The sequence below is a fragment of the Streptomyces sp. NPDC057617 genome (assembly GCF_042800555.1).
GTDB lineage: Bacteria > Actinomycetota > Actinomycetes > Streptomycetales > Streptomycetaceae > Streptomyces.
In genome coordinates this window covers 279,808-297,802 of record NZ_JBHVGV010000009.1, presented here as the reverse complement: position 1 = coordinate 297,802, position 17,995 = coordinate 279,808, and the positions used below count along the sequence as shown (strand labels likewise).

At 70.5% G+C, this 17,995-nt stretch carries 18 protein-coding genes; 8 read left to right on the top strand and 10 right to left on the bottom strand.

Features of this window, described 5'->3' with window-relative positions; genetic code table 11:
* Positions 1 to 30: 30 nt before the first annotated feature.
* From budA to ACFU9P_RS23480, 4 genes are all read left to right on the top strand, one after another.
* The gene (budA, locus tag ACFU9P_RS23495; RefSeq protein WP_384083994.1) at positions 31 to 846 is read left to right on the top strand and encodes an acetolactate decarboxylase; all 816 of its coding nucleotides are present in this window, start codon (positions 31 to 33) and stop codon (positions 844 to 846) included.
* A gap of 252 nt (positions 847 to 1,098) precedes the next feature.
* A complete protein-coding gene (locus ACFU9P_RS23490; protein ID WP_376380361.1) occupies positions 1,099 to 1,914 on the top strand; it encodes an SAM-dependent methyltransferase in 816 nt (271 codons plus the stop codon).
* Positions 1,915 to 2,120: 206 nt separating this feature from the next.
* Positions 2,121 to 2,342: a hypothetical protein gene (locus ACFU9P_RS23485; protein ID WP_046494665.1), complete on the top strand. Its 222-nt coding sequence runs from the start codon at positions 2,121 to 2,123 to the stop codon at positions 2,340 to 2,342.
* A gap of 35 nt (positions 2,343 to 2,377) precedes the next feature.
* Positions 2,378 to 3,580: an SPFH domain-containing protein gene (locus ACFU9P_RS23480; protein WP_376380364.1), complete on the top strand. Its 1,203-nt coding sequence runs from the start codon at positions 2,378 to 2,380 to the stop codon at positions 3,578 to 3,580.
* Positions 3,581 to 3,652: 72 nt separating this feature from the next.
* Here ACFU9P_RS23480 and ACFU9P_RS23475 read toward each other — a convergent pair whose 3' ends face one another.
* Positions 3,653 to 4,486, bottom strand: coding sequence for a helix-turn-helix transcriptional regulator (locus ACFU9P_RS23475; protein ID WP_384083990.1), 834 nt, complete (start codon positions 4,484 to 4,486; stop codon positions 3,653 to 3,655).
* A gap of 151 nt (positions 4,487 to 4,637) precedes the next feature.
* Here ACFU9P_RS23475 and ACFU9P_RS23470 point away from each other — a divergent pair, with 151 nt between their 5' ends.
* Positions 4,638 to 5,531 (top strand): NAD-dependent epimerase/dehydratase family protein, encoded by an 894-nt coding sequence (locus tag ACFU9P_RS23470; RefSeq protein ID WP_384083987.1) that lies wholly within the window; start codon positions 4,638 to 4,640, stop codon positions 5,529 to 5,531.
* Positions 5,532 to 5,578: 47 nt separating this feature from the next.
* On the opposite strand, the gene ACFU9P_RS23465 is transcribed toward ACFU9P_RS23470, so the two are convergent.
* The 5 genes from ACFU9P_RS23465 to ACFU9P_RS23445 form a co-directional block, all read right to left on the bottom strand.
* Positions 5,579 to 5,737, bottom strand: coding sequence for a hypothetical protein (locus ACFU9P_RS23465; RefSeq protein WP_376380374.1), 159 nt, complete (start codon positions 5,735 to 5,737; stop codon positions 5,579 to 5,581).
* 96 nt (positions 5,738 to 5,833) lie between these two features.
* Entirely contained in the window at positions 5,834 to 6,784 is a 951-nt protein-coding gene (locus tag ACFU9P_RS23460; protein ID WP_384083984.1) for a cytochrome c oxidase assembly protein, read from the bottom strand.
* Between the two features lie 156 nt (positions 6,785 to 6,940).
* A complete protein-coding gene (locus ACFU9P_RS23455) occupies positions 6,941 to 7,966 on the bottom strand; it encodes a 6-phosphofructokinase (protein WP_376380379.1) in 1,026 nt (341 codons plus the stop codon).
* Between the two features lie 226 nt (positions 7,967 to 8,192).
* Complete coding sequence (locus ACFU9P_RS23450; protein ID WP_376380382.1) at positions 8,193 to 8,921, bottom strand: type 1 glutamine amidotransferase; 729 nt, start codon at positions 8,919 to 8,921, stop codon at positions 8,193 to 8,195.
* Positions 8,922 to 8,970: 49 nt separating this feature from the next.
* Entirely contained in the window at positions 8,971 to 10,209 is a 1,239-nt protein-coding gene (locus ACFU9P_RS23445) for a MurT ligase domain-containing protein (RefSeq protein WP_376380386.1), read from the bottom strand.
* Between the two features lie 115 nt (positions 10,210 to 10,324).
* Here ACFU9P_RS23445 and def point away from each other — a divergent pair, with 115 nt between their 5' ends.
* Entirely contained in the window at positions 10,325 to 10,870 is a 546-nt protein-coding gene (gene def, locus ACFU9P_RS23440; protein WP_376380389.1) for a peptide deformylase, read from the top strand.
* A gap of 62 nt (positions 10,871 to 10,932) precedes the next feature.
* Here def and ACFU9P_RS23435 read toward each other — a convergent pair whose 3' ends face one another.
* Positions 10,933 to 11,577 carry a TetR family transcriptional regulator gene (locus tag ACFU9P_RS23435; RefSeq protein WP_384083979.1) on the bottom strand — a complete coding sequence of 215 codons (645 nt, stop codon included), beginning with the start codon at positions 11,575 to 11,577 and terminating at the stop codon, positions 10,933 to 10,935.
* Between the two features lie 187 nt (positions 11,578 to 11,764).
* Between ACFU9P_RS23435 and ACFU9P_RS23430 the strand changes: the two genes are divergently transcribed.
* On the top strand, positions 11,765 to 12,994 hold the full coding sequence (locus ACFU9P_RS23430; RefSeq protein WP_384083976.1) for an acyl-CoA dehydrogenase family protein: 1,230 nt from the start codon (positions 11,765 to 11,767) through the stop codon (positions 12,992 to 12,994).
* A 55-nt stretch (positions 12,995 to 13,049) separates the two neighbouring features.
* Here the strand turns inward: ACFU9P_RS23430 and ACFU9P_RS23425 are convergent, their stop codons facing one another.
* The 3 genes from ACFU9P_RS23425 to ACFU9P_RS23415 form a co-directional block, all read right to left on the bottom strand.
* Positions 13,050 to 13,538 (bottom strand): glutathione peroxidase, encoded by a 489-nt coding sequence (locus tag ACFU9P_RS23425; protein WP_384083972.1) that lies wholly within the window; start codon positions 13,536 to 13,538, stop codon positions 13,050 to 13,052.
* 31 nt (positions 13,539 to 13,569) lie between these two features.
* Complete coding sequence (locus tag ACFU9P_RS23420; RefSeq protein WP_384083969.1) at positions 13,570 to 14,454, bottom strand: acyl-CoA thioesterase; 885 nt, start codon at positions 14,452 to 14,454, stop codon at positions 13,570 to 13,572.
* A gap of 63 nt (positions 14,455 to 14,517) precedes the next feature.
* The gene (locus ACFU9P_RS23415; RefSeq protein ID WP_376380402.1) at positions 14,518 to 17,031 is read right to left on the bottom strand and encodes a DEAD/DEAH box helicase; all 2,514 of its coding nucleotides are present in this window, start codon (positions 17,029 to 17,031) and stop codon (positions 14,518 to 14,520) included.
* A gap of 150 nt (positions 17,032 to 17,181) precedes the next feature.
* On the opposite strand from ACFU9P_RS23415, the gene ACFU9P_RS23410 reads away from it, so the two are divergent.
* Positions 17,182 to 17,973 (top strand): metal-dependent hydrolase, encoded by a 792-nt coding sequence (locus ACFU9P_RS23410; protein ID WP_376380405.1) that lies wholly within the window; start codon positions 17,182 to 17,184, stop codon positions 17,971 to 17,973.
* Positions 17,974 to 17,995 lie beyond the last annotated feature (22 nt).

Below are 17,995 nucleotides of genomic sequence, written 5' to 3'. Positions count from 1 at the left end.
GGGCGCCGTCGCGCAGAAGGGTTGGCAGACATGAACGCGTCCGGCCACCACACCGCGGCGGACCGGTTCCGGCGATGGGCGCGCACGATGGTCGCGCACCGCTTCGGGGACGCCGGGGCCCGCGACCGGGGCGGCACGGCCCCCGAGATCTACCAGTCCTCCACCATGGGCGCCCTGCTCGACGGCGTCTACGAGGGCGAGGTCACCATCGCCGAACTGCTCACCCATGGCGACTTCGGGCTGGGTACGTTCAACCGGCTCGACGGTGAGATGGTCATCCTCGACGGCACCTGCTACCACCTGTGGTCGGACGGTACGGCCGCGGTCGCCGCGCCCACGGACCGTACGCCCTTCGCCGCCATGACCCGGTTCCGGCCGCAGACGACGATCCGGATCACCGAGCCCACCGGCAGGGACGATGTCGTCGCCCTGATCGACAAGGCGATCCCCAGCGAGAATCTCGTCCACGCCATCCGCATCACCGGCACGTTCGGTGCCATGCGCACACGTACCGTGATGAAGCAGAGCCCGCCCTATCCGCCCCTGGTCAAGGCCACCGAGGGCCAGGCGGAGACCGGCTTCACGGATGTGGCCGGGACACTGGCCGGATTCCGCTCGCCCGACTACGAGCAGGGCATCACGGTGGCCGGCTACCACCTGCACTTCCTGAACGCCGCTCGTGACAGCGGGGGCCATGCCCTGGACTTCCGGATCGACGACGGCGACATCGCCATCAGCACCGCGTCGGAGTTCCATCTGAGCCTGCCGCGGTCGGAGGAGTTCCTGACGGCCGATCTCCGTACGAGCCGTCTCGGCGACCAGATCCGCCAGGCGGAAGGCGGCTGACACCACCGCTCTCACCTGCGCCTTTCTCCCTCCCTCCGCCCCGGTTTCTCCCTCCCTCCGCCCCGGTTTCCCCCTCCGCCCCGGCCGGCCACCGAGTCTCCCGCTCAGGCCATACCGCAAGAGATCACCAAGCGCTTAGACTCGGGCCAAGGCTTTGATCGGGGCCGGACCCTGCCGGGGCACCGGACGGGCCCGGGAGTGGTACGCAGGTGTCCGCGTCACGCGGAACTCCGGTACCTGGGAGGAGTGAAGGTGGCACCGCAGGGCTCTCCGGACGACCGATTCAACACCGGCGAGGCGCATTCGGCACGCGTCTACGACTACATCCTGGGCGGCAAGGACAACTATCCGGTCGACCAGGAGGCCGGGGACGCGATGTGCCAGGGGTGGCCCGCGCTGCCCGTCCACATGCGCGCCAACCGGGAGTTCATGCACCGTGCGTCCCGCTATCTCGCGCGCGAGGAGGGCATCCGCCAGTTCCTGGACATCGGCACCGGCCTGCCCACCTCGCCCAATGTGCACGAGGTGGTGCAGGAGGAGCGCCCGGACGCCCGGATCGTCTATGTCGACAACGACCCGATCGTGCTGGCGCACGCCCGCGCGCTGCTCACCAGCACCCCCGAGGGCCGTACCGCGTATGTCGACGCCGATATGCGGGACCCCGACGCGATCATCAACTCCCCGGAGTTCGTGGAGCTGCTCGATCTGAAGGAGCCCGTCGGCCTGATGGTCATCGGCATCCTGCACTTCATACTGGAGACCGACGACGATCACGGTCTGGTGCAGCGGCTTCTCGACCCGCTGCCCGAGGGCAGCTTCCTGGCGATGACCATCGGGACCGCCGATTTCGCCCCGGTCGAGGTGGGCCGGGTCGCCGCGGAGTACGCGAGCCGCGGCATGCCCATGCAGCTCCGTACCCATGCCGAGGCGCAGACCTTCTTCGCCGGGCTCGACATGGTCGAACCGGGACTGACGCAGGTCCACCACTGGCGGCCCGACCCCGACCAGGAGCCCATCGACGACCGCGACATCGCCATGTACGGAGCCGTCGCCCGCAAGGGCGCCTGACGGCGGCGGCGCACCGGCAGGTCGGGTCCACCGGCAGGTACGGTCCACGGGCAGGTACGGGTCGCCGTACCTGCCCGTACGCGTTCCTGACGCCCTCCGGAGTCGCTCCCGACGCCCTCCGGAGTACTGTGAATCCAACGAGGGTTTTGTCGCCTTCGGCCGCATTCGCCGGGGGTGTCCTCGACGAGGTACGAGGTCGGAGGCCCATGTATGCGGCGGATGACTCCGCGCAGAGCCCGGTCGGCGCGATCGGCAGGGTGACCGTACCCATTCCGGCGGACGGGCCCGGGGAGGTCCTGGTCTCCGTACGGGGCGGGTCCGAGGCCTACGCGGCCTGGGCGGACCGTCCGCTCGGCAGGAATCTCCGGGTCATCGTCACCGAGTGCGTCTCGGCGCGCTCGGTGATCGTGGAGCCCTTCCCCGCCTGACCGCTCGGCCTCCTGACACACGACAGGAGTTCCCCATGCTGTTCTGGCATGTTCCCGCGCCGAATGAGGCGATGCTCATCTCGGGTTCGAAACGGCAGGCGCAGGACACTCAGTTCCGTATCGTCACCGGGCACGGCAGCTTTGTCATGCCCATCAAGCAGAAGGCCCGCATGCTGTCCCTGGCGCTGCGGGAGGCGGAGATCGTCGAGGACTGCGTCACCCAGCAGGGCATCCGGCTGCGGGTACGCGCGGTGGCGGTGTTCAAGGTCGGCGACGACGCCGTGTCCATCGCCAACGCGGCCCGCCGCTTCCTGGCGGAACAGGACCGGATGGAAGAGCTGGTGGGCCGGATCTTCGCAGGTCACCTGAGGTCCATCGTCGGCGGACTGACCGTCGAGCAGATCATCCGCGAGCGTGACAGGGTCGCCCAGGAAGTGAAGCAGGGCAGCCACAGCGAGATGGAGAAGCTGGGGATCGTCGTGGACGCGCTCCAGATCCAGGAGATCGACGACGCCACCGGCTATATCGACAATCTGGCCGCCCCGCATGCCGCAGCCGTCGCGAGCCAGGCCCGGATCGCGCAGGCCAAGTCGGACCAGGAGGCGGCCGAACGCGAACAGCAGGCCGCCGCGCTCAAGGCCGAGTACGAACGGGACACCGCGATCAAACGCGCCGGCTTCCACGCCGAGACGGAACAGGTCAACGCCCGCGCCGCACAGGCCGGACCGCTGGCCGAGGCGCGCTCCTCGCAGGAAACCATCGAGGAACAGACCGCGTTGGCCGAGCGGCAGGCCCAACTGGCCGCGCAGCGGCTGGAGGCCGAGGTCAGGCGCCCCGCCGACGCCGAGGCGTACCGCCAGCGCACCCTCGCCGAAGCCGCCCGCGACCGCGCGAAGTTCGAGGCGGACGGCGGCGCGTACACCGAGCGCACCCTCGCCCAGGCGCAGGCCGACGCCAACACCGCCCGTGCCGCGTCGCTGAAGGACGGCAACCAGGAACTCATCGCGGCCAACCGCATCGTGGAGAACCTTCCCGCGCTCGCCGACGCGGCGTCCCGGGGCATCTCGGGTGCGAACCTGACCGTCCTGAACGGCACCGACGGCGTCAACGACATGGCGGCGGGCCTGGTGGGCCAGGGCATGGCCATCCTCAACGCGCTCAGGAGCGGAGCGCCCGGAGCCGGCAAGGCGGCGAGCGTCAACGGAAAGCCCTCGCTCCGCGTCACCGAGTCCAACTGAGCCGGTCCGGCCGACCGAGCCGATCGCCAACTGAGCTGATCCGACCGGGCCTCTGGGCCTGACGCCGTGCCGCTACCGGTCCGGCGTCAGGTCCTGGAGGCCCACTACGCGCAGGAGTTGGAGCCGTTCGTGGGTCTCGGTGCCCGGCCGGGCCGAGTGGACGATCAGGAACTGCCCCCGGTCCGCGCTCAGCAGCACCTCGCAGTCCAGATCCAGCGGCCCGACCACCGGATGCAGGAACCGCTTCGCCGACGAGCGCCGCACCGCCACCTCGTGCTCCTCCCACAGTGCCGCGAACTCCTCGCTGACCGCCCGCAGATGGGCCACGAGATGCGCCGGCCCCGGATCCCGCGGCCGGGCCGCCAGCACCGAACGCAGCTGGGCCACATGCGCCCTGGCGTGCTCCTCATGGGTCTCCGGCGGGAACAGCGCGCGGGCCGCGGGCTCGGTGAAGTAGCGCAGGATGATGTTGCGGCCCACTACGGACTCGCCGGTCAGCGCCGCCGCCATGGCGTTCTGTGCGAGCACCTCGCCCCAGTCGTTCATCACCTGCGCGGGCGCGTCGTACAGCCGGTCCAGGATCATCATCAGCCCCGGCCGCACATGCGTGGACGCGTCGGTGTCGCGCGGCGGCTCCTCGCCCGTGAGATGGAAGAGATGGTCCCGCTCGTCCTCGCTCAGCCGCAGCGCCCGCGCGAGCGCGGTGAGCATCTGCCGCGAGGGTCGCGAGCCCCGGCCCTGTTCGAGCCGTGCGTAGTAGTCCACGGACATGCCGGTGAGCTGGGCGACCTCCTCGCGGCGCAGTCCGGGGGTACGGCGCCGGGACCCGGCCTCCATCCCCACATCCGCGGGATCCAGCCGCGCCCGGCAGCGGCGCAGGAAATGTGCCAGCTCTTCTCGGTCCACACCCCCAGCATGACGCCGGACGGCGGGCCCATCCAGGGAGAGCCGGTCCCAGGACAGGAACGTCTCTCCCCGCCGGGCCGGGCCCCGGCCAGGCTGGAACCGCCCGGCAGAGACATGCGGGGCGCAGACACCGGAGCAGGGAGAGAAGACGATGCTGACGCTGGTGACAGGTGTGACGGGGCAGGTCGGCCGCCGGTTCGTACCGAGGCTGCTCCGGCGCACCGCCCCGGGCGACACGGTCCGGGTACTGGTACGGGACGAGGAGCGCGGCGCGCCGTTCGCCGCGCTGGGCGCGCGGATCGCGGTCGGCGACCTGCGGGACGCGAAGAGCCTCCCCGCGGCGCTGGAGGGCGCGGACGCGGTGGTGAACATCGCTGCGGCCTTCCGCGGAGTCCCGGACGAGGAGGCCTGGGCCGTCAACCGTGACGGCGCGCTCACCCTCGGCCGGGCCGCGCGGGACAGCGGCGTGAGCCGCTTCGTACAGGTGAGCACGAACCTCGCGTACGGCGCGGGCCGGGGCAGGCCGCTCACCGAGGACGACGAGCCCGTGCCCGGCGGCCTGCTGTGGGGCGCGTACGCCCGGTCCAAGGGCGAGGCGGAGGCAGGCCTGCTCGCACTCCACAACAGCGGCCACGACGCCGAACCCGGCGCAGACGTGCGCGGTATGACCGTACGGATCGGCTCGCTCGCCTTCGTCTACGGGGACGGCGACCCGCATCTCGCCCAGGCCCTCCAGTGGGCGTCCTCCTGGGCCGGCCACCAGCGGCTCCAGATGGTCCACCACGCCGATGTGGCCCAGGGGCTGATCCGGCTGCTGTACGCGCCCGGGACGGCGGCGGGCAAGTACAACATCGCGGACGACGCCCCGCTGACGGCCGTGGAGGCCCACCGGATCAATGGCGTACCGCTGCCGGAAGGGATGGACCAGCGGACGGACCCCGACCCCTGGTACGGCATCGTCTCGAACCTCAGGATCCGGGACGAGCTGGGTTTCCGGCCGCTGTACCCCTCGGTCTGGACGGCCAGGGACGCGGGCGCGCTCTGACCACCGAGCTCGCAGAGCTTGGGCCCCGGGCCTGCGCCCCGACCCGCTCAGCGTCCGTGCGCGGCGGTCATGGCGATGGTGATCAGCGCGAGCACCACCCACCCGAACCAGAGCCACCCGTTCCCGCCGAGCACCGCCGTGTACCCCGTCACCAGGACCAGCGCGCCGACGGTCACCACACCCATCGTCTTCGTCGAGCGGGGCATCTGGGTCCTCCTCCGGGCCGGGGCCGTAGCGCCCATCGTCGCCCGCGACAGGGCCTTCGCGCTACCGGCTCCCGACTACTGGCCCCCGGCCACTGCCTACTGGCTCCGGGCCTGGAGCGAGGCGAGATACGCGTTGTACTCCGCCAGCTCCTTGTCGCCGTCGCGCTCGGCGGCCCGGTCGGAGCGCTTCGCCTGCCGCTGTTCCGAGCGGTACCACTGGTAGACGAGCGCCAGCAGCACCAGCACCGAGGGGATCTCGCTGAACGCCCAGGCGATACCGCCCGCCGCGTTCTGATCGGTGAGGGCGTCGATCCCGAGCGAGACCGGGGGAGTGCGGTACGCCGCGACCATCGGCTCGCTCGCCATCATCAGCGCGATCCCGAAGAAGGCGTGGAAGGGCATCCCGGCGAACAGCTCCAGCATCCGCATCAGATGGTTGGGCCGGTGCGGTCCCGGGTCGACGCCCATGATCGGCCAGAAGAAGATCAGACCGACCGCGAGGAAGTGCACCATCATCGCGATGTGCCCGGCCTTGGACCCCATGAGGAAGTCGAAGAGAGGCGTGAAGTACAGCCCGTACAGGCTCGCGATGAACAGCGGGATGGTGAAGGCGGGGTGTGTGACGATCCGCACATAACGGCTGTGCAGCACCGCCAGCAGCAGCTCGCGCGGCCCCTTGCGGCCCTGGCCCGCCACCGGCAGCGCCCGCAGCGCCAGCGTCACCGGAGCGCCGAGCAGCAGCAGGATCGGCGACACCATGCTGATCACCATGTGCTGGATCATGTGCGCGCTGAACATGACCATGCCGTAGTCGTTCAGCCCGGTGCACATCACCAGCGCCACGGTCAGCACACCGGTCACAAACGCGACGGTCCGGCCGACGGACCACTCGTCCCCGCGCCGCCGCAGCCGCAGCACACCCACGCCGTACAGCGCGAGCGCCAGCAGACACCCGATCAGGAAGAAGAGGTCCGGAGAGTACTCCAGGGCCCGTCCCAGCGTGAACGGCGGCAGATCCATGGTCATGCCGTGCCCGCCGTGATCCATCCGTGTGCTCCCGCCGTGGGACGTGACTGCTCCACCCGGCCGGATTCGCGCCGGTTGTCCGTACAGACTAGAACCGCCCCCGGGCGCCTCGGCGGGCGGGGGCGGTTCTTCCGTCGGTGCGAGCGGGCCGGGCCCGGTCGGCCGGAAGCCGTCCGGTCAGAGCACGCACTCCGCCTCGGCGTACCGCTCCGCGGGCACCGTCTTGAGCGTCTCCACGGCCTGGCCCAGCGGCACCATGAGGATGTCCGTGCCGCGCAGCGCGGTCATCATGCCGAACTCGCCGCGGTGCGCCGCCTCGACGGCGTGCCAGCCGAACCGGGTCGCCAGGACCCTGTCGTACGCCGTGGGGGTGCCGCCGCGCTGAACATGGCCGAGTATCACCGGCCTGGCCTCCTTGCCGAGCCGTTCCTCCAGCTCGATGGCGAGCTGCCGGGCAACGCCCGCGAACCGCTCGTGGCCGTAGATGTCCTTGCCGCCTTCGTCGAACTCCATGGAGCCCTCGCGCGGCTTCGCGCCCTCCGCGACCACCACGATCGCGAACCTCTTGCCCGCCGAGAACCGCTTGCCGACCAGTTCGGTCAGCTCGCCTATGTCGAACGGGCGCTCCGGTACGACGATGGCGTGGGCGCCGGCCGCCATGCCGGAGTGCAGCGCGATCCACCCGGTGTGCCGGCCCATGACCTCCACGATCAGGACCCGCTGATGGGACTCGGCGGTGGTCTTCAGCCGGTCCAGTGCCTCGGTGGCAACCCCGACGGCCGTGTCGAAGCCGAAGGTCACATCGGTCGAGGCGATGTCGTTGTCGATGGTCTTCGGTACGCCGACGATGGGCAGCCCGGCCTCGGAGAGCAGATGGGCCGCCTTGAGGGTGCCTTCACCGCCGATGGGGATGATCGCGTCGAGCCCCAGATCCGCCACATGGCCCCTGGCGCGCTCCACCCCGTCGCGCAGATGCGCGGGCTGGACCCGGGACGAGCCCAGGATCGTACCGCCGCGGGCCAGGATCCCGGCGACGGCGTCCAGGTCGAGCTTGCGGTAGTCGGCCTCCAGCAGGCCCTTCCAGCCGTCGTGGAACCCGATCACCTCGTCGCCGTGGTCGACGACGGCGCGGTGCACGACGGACCTGATCACGGCGTTGAGGCCGGGGCAGTCGCCGCCTGAGGTGAGCACACCAATTCGCATTGCCCGGGATACCTTTGCAACGTGGGCCGACGGCCGGACCCCATCGTCCGGACAGATCCCGGCCACCCTACCGGCGGGCGGCGGGGGGACCGAAACCCGGAGTCCGCCTTCTGGACACGCCTGCCGCGCCCGGGCCGTACGCCTGCGTACGTCCGCACAGGCCCGCGCACCGAGCCCCGGCCCGCGGTCCGGAGGACCGGAGCGGGCCGGGGAAGAGCCGGCCGGGTCAGGCGGGCTGGACCGCCGCCGCCACCCGCTCGGCGCGCAGCGCGTCGTACCACCGGTCGTCCGTCGGCGGCAGCGCGTTCACATCGAGGGCCAGCTTCAGCAGCAGGTCCGCGATCTGCGGGTTGCGCGCCATGACCGGGCCGTGCATGTACGTACCGAACACGGTGTCGTTGTACGCGCCCTCCGTACCGTCGCCCGTACCGTTGCCGCGGCCGAGCCTGGTCCGCGCGAACGGCCGTGCCGTCGGGCCGAGATGGGTGATGCCCTGGTGGTTCTCGAAACCGGTGAGCTGCGGCAGGTTCAGCCGGGGATCGATGTCCGCCAGCACATCGCCGACACACCGCTCGCCCTCGCCGCGCGTGGACACCACATCGAGCAGCCCGAGTCCGGCCTCGCGCTCGCCGAGGTCGTTGATGAACTCATGGCCCAGGATCTGATAGCCGGCACAGACCGAGAAGACGATCGCGCCGTTCGAGACGGCCCGGCTGAGACCCCCGTCACGGCGCAGCCGCTCCGCCGCCAGCCGCTGCGGCCTGTCCTCGCCGCCGCCGATCAGATAGATGTCGCCGGAGGTCGGCACCGGCTGGTCGCTGCGTACATCCACGCGGGTCACGTTCAGTCCGCGCTGCCGTGCCCGGCGCTCCACCACCAGGGCGTTGCCCTGGTCTCCGTAGGTGCTCAGCAGATCGGGGTAGATCCACACCAGGCGCAGGCTGCTGTCGCTCATTCTCCCTCGTCCTCCAGGCGTCCGTGGACTCGTGTATCCCGACATCAGGTCAGTTCCCCACCCGTCTGCGAAGGTCCTGGAACGAGGTGTAATTGGCGATGGCCTCGATCCGTCCGGGCGGCGCCATCCGCACGGCTTCGTCCGGCGTCTCACAGACCCGGAAGTCCAGCCCCGCGACCTCCAGGCGTACGGCGAGGTCCAGCTTGCGGTCACCGATGACGAAGATCGGATGGCCGGCGAGCCGGGTGTAGTCGACGTCCCAGAGCCACGAGGTGTCGGTGCCGTCCGCCCCCCGGGCGTTCACGGCGAGAATGACCGGCGACGGCGGCGGATCGATCAGCGAGAACGTCTCCAGCCAGCCCGCGGGGTTCTTGGCGAGCAGCAGCCGCAGATCGCGGCCGAGGAACGACACCACGTCGTACCGCCCGGCCACGGCCTGCACCTGGTACATCCGCTCCAGCGCCACCTGCGGCGGCACCCCGAACGTCGCCGCGACGGCCGCCGAGGTGGCGGCGTTCGCCTTGTTGGCGCGGCCCGGGAGCTGGAGATGGATCGGCCAGGCCGAGCCGTGCGGGTCGAGGACATGGTCGCCGTGGAGCGCCCAGCTCGGCGCGGGCCGGCGGAAGCCGCACTCCCCGCAGAACCAGTCGTCGCCCGGACGCTGCATCACACCGCCGCAGGCGGGGCACGACCAGGCGTCGTCCTTCCACTCCTGGCCCGCGGCCACCCAGACGACATTGGGCGAGGAGGAGGCGGCCCAGACGATCAGCGGGTCGTCGGCGTTGGCGATCACGACGGCCTTCGTACCGGCCAGCCCCTCGCGCCACTTCTCGGCGAGCATCCGGGTCTCGGCGGCGCGGTCGAGCTGGTCGCGGGAGAGGTTGAGCAGCGCGATCGCCTTCGGCGTGGTGTCCCGCGCCACCCCGGCGAGGTACTTCTCGTCGACCTCGATCACGCCGTACTTGGCGTCGGAACCGCCCGCGAGGGCCGAGGTGATACCGGCCGGCATATTGGCGCCGAGCGCATTGGACACCACGGGGCCCGCGGCCCGCAGGGCCTCGGCGATCAGCCGGGTCGTGGTGGTCTTGCCGTTCGTCGCCGACACGAGGATGACGTCGAGGTGCTGCGCGAGCCGACCCAGCAGGTCGGGGTCGAGTCTGAGCGCCACCTTCCCGCCGATCACCGATCCGCTGCCGCGGCCGGCGGCGCGCGACACCGCGGCAGCGGCCTTGCCCGCCGTCACGGCCAGCTTGGCCCGTGGCGTCAGCGGGTCCGTGTTGCCTGCCATCGTCCTTGATCCTCCTTGCGTCGGTCCGGGGTCAGCCTATCGAGATCCGGCCAAGGGCCCGAACCGCGGCACCGGGCGGGAAGGCGGAGGTCACAGTGACCGTACCCTGACCGGCATGTCGAACCGTTCGATCCCCGGCAGCGCCGGGCGGGTACGCGCCTTGAGAACACTGGGCGATCCGGTCCTGCACGCCCCCTGCGAGCCCGTCACGGACTTCGGTCCCGCCCTGTCCGGACTGATCGAGGACTTGTTCGCGACGATGTACGCCGCCCGGGGGGTCGGGCTCGCCGCGAACCAGATCGGCGTACCGCTGCGGGTGTTCGTGTACGACTGCCCGGACGACGAGGACATCCGCCACCTCGGACACCTCGTCAATCCGCGATTGACCCGGGCGGACGACATCGTGCTGCGCGGCCCCGAGGGCTGTCTCTCGCTGCCGGGACTTGAGGCGGGCACCGAGCGGTACGACCATGCCGTCGCGGAGGGCGTCGACCGCCATGGGGAGCCGGTACGGATCGAGGGCTCGGGCTTCTTCGCGCGCTGTCTCCAGCACGAGTGCGACCATCTCGACGGTACGGTCTACCCCGACCGGCTCAGCGGGCGGCGCCGCTCCCGGGTGCTGCGCGCGGCGCGCCGGGCCGCGTGGTCGCGGCCTGTCTGAAGGCCTGCCTGAGAGCGGCATTCCGCGGGTTCCGAAGCCGCTTCAGATTCCGGAAAGCCGTTTCAGAACCCGGGCCCGCCCTCGCGGTCGTCCACCGTCGCCAGTCTGCCCCACAGCAGGTCCGCGAGGCTCCGTACCAACTGCTCGCGCGAGCAGGGCCGTTCACCGAGCCACCAGTCACCGGCCGCGTGCATCATCCCGACGATGCCATGGCCCCAGACCCGCGCGAGCTGCCCGCTGTCCGGGCCGAGGTCCACCCGCTCCTCGATGACCTTCGCGAGTTCCTCGCCGAGGCGGCGCAGCAGCGGCGCCGAGTGGCGGCCCACATCGAAGCCCTGCTCCGGCAGTTGGCTGTCCTCGGCCGGGTGCATCAGGAAGCGGTAGACCTGCGGCCGGGCCTCGATCGCGGCGAGGTACGTGTCGAGGGTGGCCTCCACCCGCCGGCGCCGCTCGGCGGGCGCGTCCAGCGCGGCCCGCAGGGCGTCCAGCAGTGCGTCGGTGTGGCGCTTGGCGAGCGCGCGGTACAGCCCGCCCTTGTCCCCGAAGTGCCGGTAGAGAATGGGCTTGGTGATGCCCGCCTCGGCGGCGATGGCGTTCATGGAGGCCTGGGGGCCGTCCCGGAGCACCACCCGGTCGGCGGCCTCCAGCAACTGGCGCCTCCGCTGGCGCGCGGACCGCTGCTGCTCGGCCTGCTGTGTGGTCTCCATAGCTGTGTCTCCCCGCCCATGCGATTGCCCGACGCACCGGCAAAGTAACACCCTGCCCGCCGTCAATGCTGATCAGACCATGGCCGGTTGACATTCTCTACCTACGGGTAACAGACTGGGGTTACCATGAGTAACGTCGGTCGGTGACGCCATGGTTGCGGGTACCGGCGCAGCGCTGGAGGGGAACATGGCCGAGTTCGCGTTCGAACTCAACGACGACCAGAAGCAGGTCCGCGACTGGCTGCACGGCTTCGCCGCGGACGTCATTCGTCCGGCCGCCGCCGAGTGGGACGAGCGCGAGGAGACCCCCTGGCCGGTCATCCAGGAGGCCGCCAAGATCGGCGTCTACTCCCTCGACTTCTACGCCCAGCAGTTCTTCGACCCCACCGGCCTCGGTATCCCGATGACCATGGAGGAGCTGTTCTGGGGCGACGCGGGCATCGCCCTGTCGATCGTCGGTACGGGCCTGGCGGCCGTCGGCGTCCTCGCCAACGGCACCGACGAGCAGATAGGCACCTGGATCCCGCAGATGTACGGCGACGCCGACGAGGTGAAGGTCGCCGCCTTCTGCTCCTCCGAGCCCGACGCCGGCTCCGACGTCGGCGCGATGCGCACCCGCGCGGTGTACGACGAGGCCACGGACGAGTGGGTGCTGAACGGCACCAAGACCTGGGCCACCAACGGCGGTATCGCCAATGTCCATGTGGTGGTCGCCGTCGTCGACCCCGGTCTCGGTACGAGGGGCCACGCCTCCTTCATCGTCCCGCCCGCGACCCCCGGCCTCTCCCAGGGCCAGAAGTTCAGGAAGCACGGCATCCGCGCCTCGCACACCGCCGAGGTCGTCCTGGAGGACGTCAGGATTCCAGGGCACTGTCTGCTCGGCGGCAAGGAGAAGCTGGACGAGCGGCTCGCCCGGGCCCGCGAGCGGGCGAAGGAGGCGGGCGGCGAGCGGGTGAAGAACGCGGCGATGGCCACCTTCGAGGCCTCCCGCCCGGCCGTCGGCGCGATGGCGGTGGGCACGGCCCGCGCGGCGTACGAGGTGGCGCTCGACTACGCCATGACCAGGAGCCAGTTCGGCCGCCCGATCATCGACAACCAGGGCATCGCCTTCCAACTGGCCGACATGCGCACCCGGATCGACGCCTCCCGGCTGCTGGTGTGGCGCGCCTCCTGGATGGCGGCCACGGGCAAGCCCTTCACCTCCGCCGAGGGCTCGATGTCCAAGCTGTACGCCAGTGAGACGGCCAAGCAGGTCACGGCGCAGGCCGTACAGATCCTGGGCGGCAACGGCTTCACCCGCGAGTACCCGGTGGAGCGCATGCACCGCGACGCCGCGATCTACACGATCTTCGAGGGGACGAGCGAGATCCAGCGGCTGGTGATCGCCCGCACGCTGTCGGGCATGCCGATCCGCTGACCCCGGAGGCAGGGCCGGGGCCGCCGTGGGCAGCCCCGGCCCCACCCCCTGTCACTCAGCCGGGAAGCTGGGCCTCGATCGCCGCGATCACCTCGGGCGCCTCCGGCTCCGTACGCGGCCGGATCCGGGCGACGACCTCACCCGTACGGGAGATCAGGAACTTCTCGAAGTTCCACTGCACATCGCCCGCCGCGCCCTCGGCGTCGGCCGTGGCCGTCAGCTCCGCGTAGAGCAGGTGCCGGGTCTCCCCGTTCACATCCGTCTTCTCCAGCAGCGGGAAGCTCACCCCATAGGTCGCCGAGCAGAAGGTCTGGATCTCCTCCGCGGTGCCGGGCTCCTGTCCCGCGAACTGGTTGCAGGGCACGCCGAGGACGGTGAAACCCCGGTCCCCGTACTGCTGCTGGAGCCGCTCCAGACCGGCGTACTGCGGGGTCAGACCGCACTTGGACGCGACGTTCACCAGCAGGACGGCCGTGCCCTTGTAGGCGGCCAGGGAAGTGGGTTCACCCGCGAGGGTGCGCAGCGGGATGTCGTACAGAGTCATCAGGATCTCCTCGGTCTCCGGCGTTCTGTCCTCATTGTGAACCCGCCGTCCCGTGCCGCCGGAACAGCCCCTCCTGCACCACCGACACCAGCAGCCGGCCCGCACGGTCGTAGATCCGGCCCCGGGCCAGCCCCCGGCCACCCGTCGCGATCGGCGACTCCTGGTCGTACAGAAACCACTCGTCCGCCCGGAACGGCCGGTGGAACCACATCGCATGATCCAGCGACGCCATGTCGAAGCCCCGCGGGCCCCACAGCGGCTCGACGGGGATCCGGACCGCGTCCAGCAGGGTCATGTCGCTCGCGTAGGTCAGCGCGCAGGTGTGCACCAGCGGATCGTCGCCCAGCGGTCCCACCGCCCGCATCCACACCGCGCTCCGCGGGTCCGCGTCCTTGATCTCCTCCTGCGTCCACCGCAGCCGCTCCACATACCGGATGTCGAACGGCGTGCGCCGGGCCATCCGCTCCAGCGACTGCGGCAGTTGCCCCAGATGCCCCCGTACCTCCTCGGTGACCGTGGGCAGCGTCTCCGGGTCCGGGAAGTCCAGCCGGGGCGGCAACTGGTGCTCGAAACCGCCCTCTTCGGGCCGGTGGAAGGAGGCCGTCAGATTGAAGATCGTGCGGCCCTGCTGGACGGCGGTGACCCTGCGGGTGGTGAACGACCGTCCGTCCCTGATCCGTTCGACCTGGTAGACGATCGGCACCCCCGGCCGCCCCGGCCGCAGGAAGTACGCGTGCAGCGAGTGGACGGGCCGGTCCCCGTCGGTGGTACGGCCCGCCGCGACCAGCGCCTGGCCGGCCACCTGGCCGCCGAAGACCCGCTGCAGGGACTCCTGAGGGCTGCGCCCGCGGAAGATGTCGACCTCGATCCGCTCCAGATCGAGCAGATCGACCAGCCGCTCGGCGGGATTTGTCATGGTGCGCTGTACTCCCGTTCTCCTCTTGCCGCTCTCGTCCCCATTCTCAGTGCTGCACGCGTCTCAGAGCTGCCCGACGGCCGTGACACGCACCACTGCCAGGCCCTCCTCGTCGGAGGCCGCGAGATCGACCTCCGCGCTGATGCCCCAGTCGTGGTCGCCGTTGGGGTCGGCGAAGGTCTGGCGCACCCGCCACAGCCCGTGCGCCGGATCCTCCTCGATGGCCAGCAGCTTGGGCCCGCGGGCGTCGGGCCCGGTGCCCAGGTCCTCGTACTCGTCCCAGTACGCGTCCATCGCCTCGCCCCAGGCGTCCGCGTCCCACCCCGACTCGCCGTCCAGCTCGCCCAGTTCACCGATCCGGTCCAGGGCGGCCAGCTCGACCCGGCGGAACATCGCGTTGCGCACGAGCACCCGGAAGGCCCGGGCATTGGCCGTGACCGGCCTGACCTGGTCGGCCTTCTCCTGCGCCTGCTCGGCCGTCTCCACCTCGGGATTGGCGAGCTGCTCCCACTCGTCCAGCAGACTGGAGTCCACCTGCCGGACCATCTCGCCGAGCCACGCGGTGAGATCCTCCAGATCCTCCGACTTGAGATCGTCCGGAATGGTGTGTTCCAGCGCCTTGTACGCGCCCGCCAGATAGCGCAGCACAATGCCCTCGGTCCTGGCCAGCTCGTAGAACGAGGTGAACTCCGTGAAGGACAGCGCCCGTTCGTACATGTCCCGGATCACCGACTTGGGCGACACGGGATGGTCACCCACCCAGGGGTGGCTCTTGCGATAGGTGTTGTACGCGTGCACCAGCAGCTCTTCGAGCGGCTTGGGGTACGAGACCTCCTGGAGCCGCTCCATCCGCTCCTCGTACTCGACACCGTCCGACTTCATCGCGGCGACCGCCTCGCCGCGCGCCTTGTTCTGCTGCGCCGCGAGGATCTGCCGCGGATCGTCGAGCGTCGACTCGACGACGGAGACCATGTCCAGCGCGTACGAAGGGGATTCGGGGTCCAGCAGCTCGAACGAGGCCAGCGCGAAGGTCGACAGCGGCTGGTTCAGCGCGAAGTCCTGCTGGAGATCGACGGTCAGCCGGACGATACGGCCCTCCGCGTCCGGTGTCGCCAGTTGCTCCACCACCCCGCCGTCCAGCAGCGAACGGTAGATGGCGATGGCCCGCCGGATGTGCCGGAGCTGCTGCCTGCGCGGCTCGTGGTTGTCCTCCAGCAGCCGGCGCATCGCCTCGAAGGCATTGCCCGGCCGTGCGATCACCGACAGCAGCATGGTGTGAGTGACCCGGAAACGGGAGGTCAGCGGCTCGGGATCGGAGCCGATGAGCTTCTCGAAGGTCGTCTCCGACCAGGCCACAAAGCCTTCGGGCGCCTTCTTGCGCACCACCTTGCGGCGCTTCTTCGGATCGTCGCCCGCCTTGGCCAGCGCCTTCTCGTTCTCCACCACATGCTCCGGCGCCTGCGCGACGACCAGACCCGCCGTATCGAATCCGGCGCGCCCCGCCCGGCCCGCGATCTGGTGGAACTCCCGCGCGCGCAGCGTACGGACGCGATTGCCGTCGTACTTGGTGAGCGCGGTGAACAGCACCGTACGGATGGGGACATTGACGCCGACGCCGAGCGTGTCCGTACCGCAGATCACCTTCAGCAGACCGGCCTGCGCCAGCTTCTCCACCAGCCTGCGGTACTTGGGCAGCATCCCCGCGTGGTGCACACCGATGCCATGGCGCACGTACCGCGACAGATTCCGCCCGAACCGGGTGGTGAAGCGGAAGTTGCCGATCAGCTCGGCGATACGGTCCTTCTCCTCCCGCGAGCACATATTGATGCTCATCAGCGACTGCGCCCGCTCCACGGCCGCGGCCTGGGTGAAGTGCACGATGTAGACCGGCGCCTGCCGGGTCTCCAGCAGCTCCGTCAGCGTCTCGGTGATCGGGGTGAGACGGTACTCGTACGACAGCGGGACCGGCCGGGTCGCCGACCGTACGACGGAGGTCGGCCGGCCCGTACGCCGGGTCAGGTCCTCCTCGAAGCGCGAGACATCGCCGAGGGTCGCCGACATCAGGATGAACTGCGCCTGCGGCAGCTCCAGGATGGGGATCTGCCAGGCCCAGCCACGGTCCGGCTCCGCGTAGAAGTGGAACTCGTCCATCACGACCTGGCCGATGTCCGCGTACTTGCCGTCGCGCAGCGCGATCGAGGCCAGCACCTCGGCGGTGCAGCAGATCACCGGCGCGTCCGCGTTGACGGACGCGTCGCCGGTCAGCATGCCGACATTCTCCGTACCGAACAGCTTGCACAGGTCGAAGAACTTCTCCGAGACCAGTGCCTTGATCGGCGCGGTGTAGAAGGTGACCTTGTCCTGGGCCAGCGCCGTGAAGTGCGCACCCGCCGCGACCAGGCTCTTTCCCGAGCCGGTGGGGGTGGACAGGATGACATTGGCCCCGGACACCACCTCGATCAGCGCCTCCTCCTGAGCCGGGTAGAGCGTGATGCCCTGGCCCTCCGCCCAGGAGGAGAAGGCCTCGAACAGGGCATCGGGGTCGGCGTCCGGCGGGAGCTGATCGATAAGGGTCACGCCCCCATCTTGCCTGCCTTTCCCCCGGATCCGGGAACCGGCGGGGGAAGCGAAGATCGCGGACGGTACGCTGGCCTGTCAACTGAGCCCGGCCACGCGGGGTTTCTCCGTGCGGGGCTCCACCACAACTGCATTGGGGCGGGTACGAGCATGATGGGACCGGCACACTCCCTGTCAGGGGCGGCGGCCTGGCTGGGGGTGGGTGCCGCGGCGGCCGCCGCCGGGCACGGGATGCCCTGGCCGGTCCTGGTGGCCGGCGCGCTGATCTGCGCGGGCGCCGCGCTCGCGCCCGACCTGGACCACAAGGCCGCCACGATCTCCCGTGCGTTCGGACCGGTGTCCAAGGGGCTCTGCGAGATCGTCGACAAACTGTCGTACGCCGTCTACAAGGCGACCAGGAAGCCGGGCGACCCCCGCAGGAGCGGCGGCCACCGCACGCTGACCCACACCTGGCTCTGGGCGGTCCTGATCGGCGCGGGCGCCTCTGCCCTGGCATACGTCGGCGGGCGCTGGGCGGTGCTCGCGATCCTCTTCGTCCATGTCGTACTGGCCGTGGAGGGGCTGCTGTGGCGGGCCGCGCGGGTCTCCAGCGATGTGCTCGTCTGGCTGCTCGGCGCGGCCGGCGCCTGGATCCTGACGGGCGTGCTGGACGAGCCGGGCAATGGCGCGGACTGGCTGTTCACGGCCCCGGGGCAGGAGTACCTCTGGCTGGGCCTGCCGATCGTCCTGGGCGCGCTGGTGCATGACATCGGGGACGCGCTGACGGTGTCGGGCTGCCCGATCCTGTGGCCCATACCCCTGGGCCGCAAGCGCTGGTACCCGATAGGACCGCCGAAGGGCATGCGCTTCCGGGCCGGCAGCTGGGTGGAGCTGAAGGTGCTGATGCCGGCGTTCATGGTCCTGGGCGGAGTCGGCGGCGCGGCGGCACTGAACGTCATATAGGCGCTGAACGTCATATGGCGGC

What these genes read in the sequence shown, in the direction of transcription:
- ACFU9P_RS23455 (WP_376380379.1), bottom strand. Translation starts at nt 7,966, where the DNA reads ATGCGAATTGGTGTGCTCACCTCAGGCGGCGACTGCCCCGGCCTCAAC.
- ACFU9P_RS23460 (WP_384083984.1), bottom strand. Translation starts at nt 6,784, where the DNA reads ATGGATCACGGCGGGCACGGCATGACCATGGATCTGCCGCCGTTCACG.
- ACFU9P_RS23430 (WP_384083976.1), top strand. Translation starts at nt 11,765, where the DNA reads ATGGCCGAGTTCGCGTTCGAACTCAACGACGACCAGAAGCAGGTCCGC.
- ACFU9P_RS23435 (WP_384083979.1), bottom strand. Translation starts at nt 11,577, where the DNA reads ATGGAGACCACACAGCAGGCCGAGCAGCAGCGGTCCGCGCGCCAGCGG.
- ACFU9P_RS23465 (WP_376380374.1), bottom strand. Translation starts at nt 5,737, where the DNA reads ATGCCCCGCTCGACGAAGACGATGGGTGTGGTGACCGTCGGCGCGCTG.
- ACFU9P_RS23480 (WP_376380364.1), top strand. Translation starts at nt 2,378, where the DNA reads ATGCTGTTCTGGCATGTTCCCGCGCCGAATGAGGCGATGCTCATCTCG.
- ACFU9P_RS23470 (WP_384083987.1), top strand. Translation starts at nt 4,638, where the DNA reads ATGCTGACGCTGGTGACAGGTGTGACGGGGCAGGTCGGCCGCCGGTTC.
- ACFU9P_RS23410 (WP_376380405.1), top strand. Translation starts at nt 17,182, where the DNA reads ATGATGGGACCGGCACACTCCCTGTCAGGGGCGGCGGCCTGGCTGGGG.
- ACFU9P_RS23450 (WP_376380382.1), bottom strand. Translation starts at nt 8,921, where the DNA reads ATGAGCGACAGCAGCCTGCGCCTGGTGTGGATCTACCCCGATCTGCTG.
- ACFU9P_RS23485 (WP_046494665.1), top strand. Translation starts at nt 2,121, where the DNA reads ATGTATGCGGCGGATGACTCCGCGCAGAGCCCGGTCGGCGCGATCGGC.
- budA (WP_384083994.1), top strand. Translation starts at nt 31, where the DNA reads ATGAACGCGTCCGGCCACCACACCGCGGCGGACCGGTTCCGGCGATGG.
- ACFU9P_RS23420 (WP_384083969.1), bottom strand. Translation starts at nt 14,454, where the DNA reads ATGACAAATCCCGCCGAGCGGCTGGTCGATCTGCTCGATCTGGAGCGG.
- ACFU9P_RS23425 (WP_384083972.1), bottom strand. Translation starts at nt 13,538, where the DNA reads ATGACTCTGTACGACATCCCGCTGCGCACCCTCGCGGGTGAACCCACT.
- def (WP_376380389.1), top strand. Translation starts at nt 10,325, where the DNA reads ATGTCGAACCGTTCGATCCCCGGCAGCGCCGGGCGGGTACGCGCCTTG.
- ACFU9P_RS23445 (WP_376380386.1), bottom strand. Translation starts at nt 10,209, where the DNA reads ATGGCAGGCAACACGGACCCGCTGACGCCACGGGCCAAGCTGGCCGTG.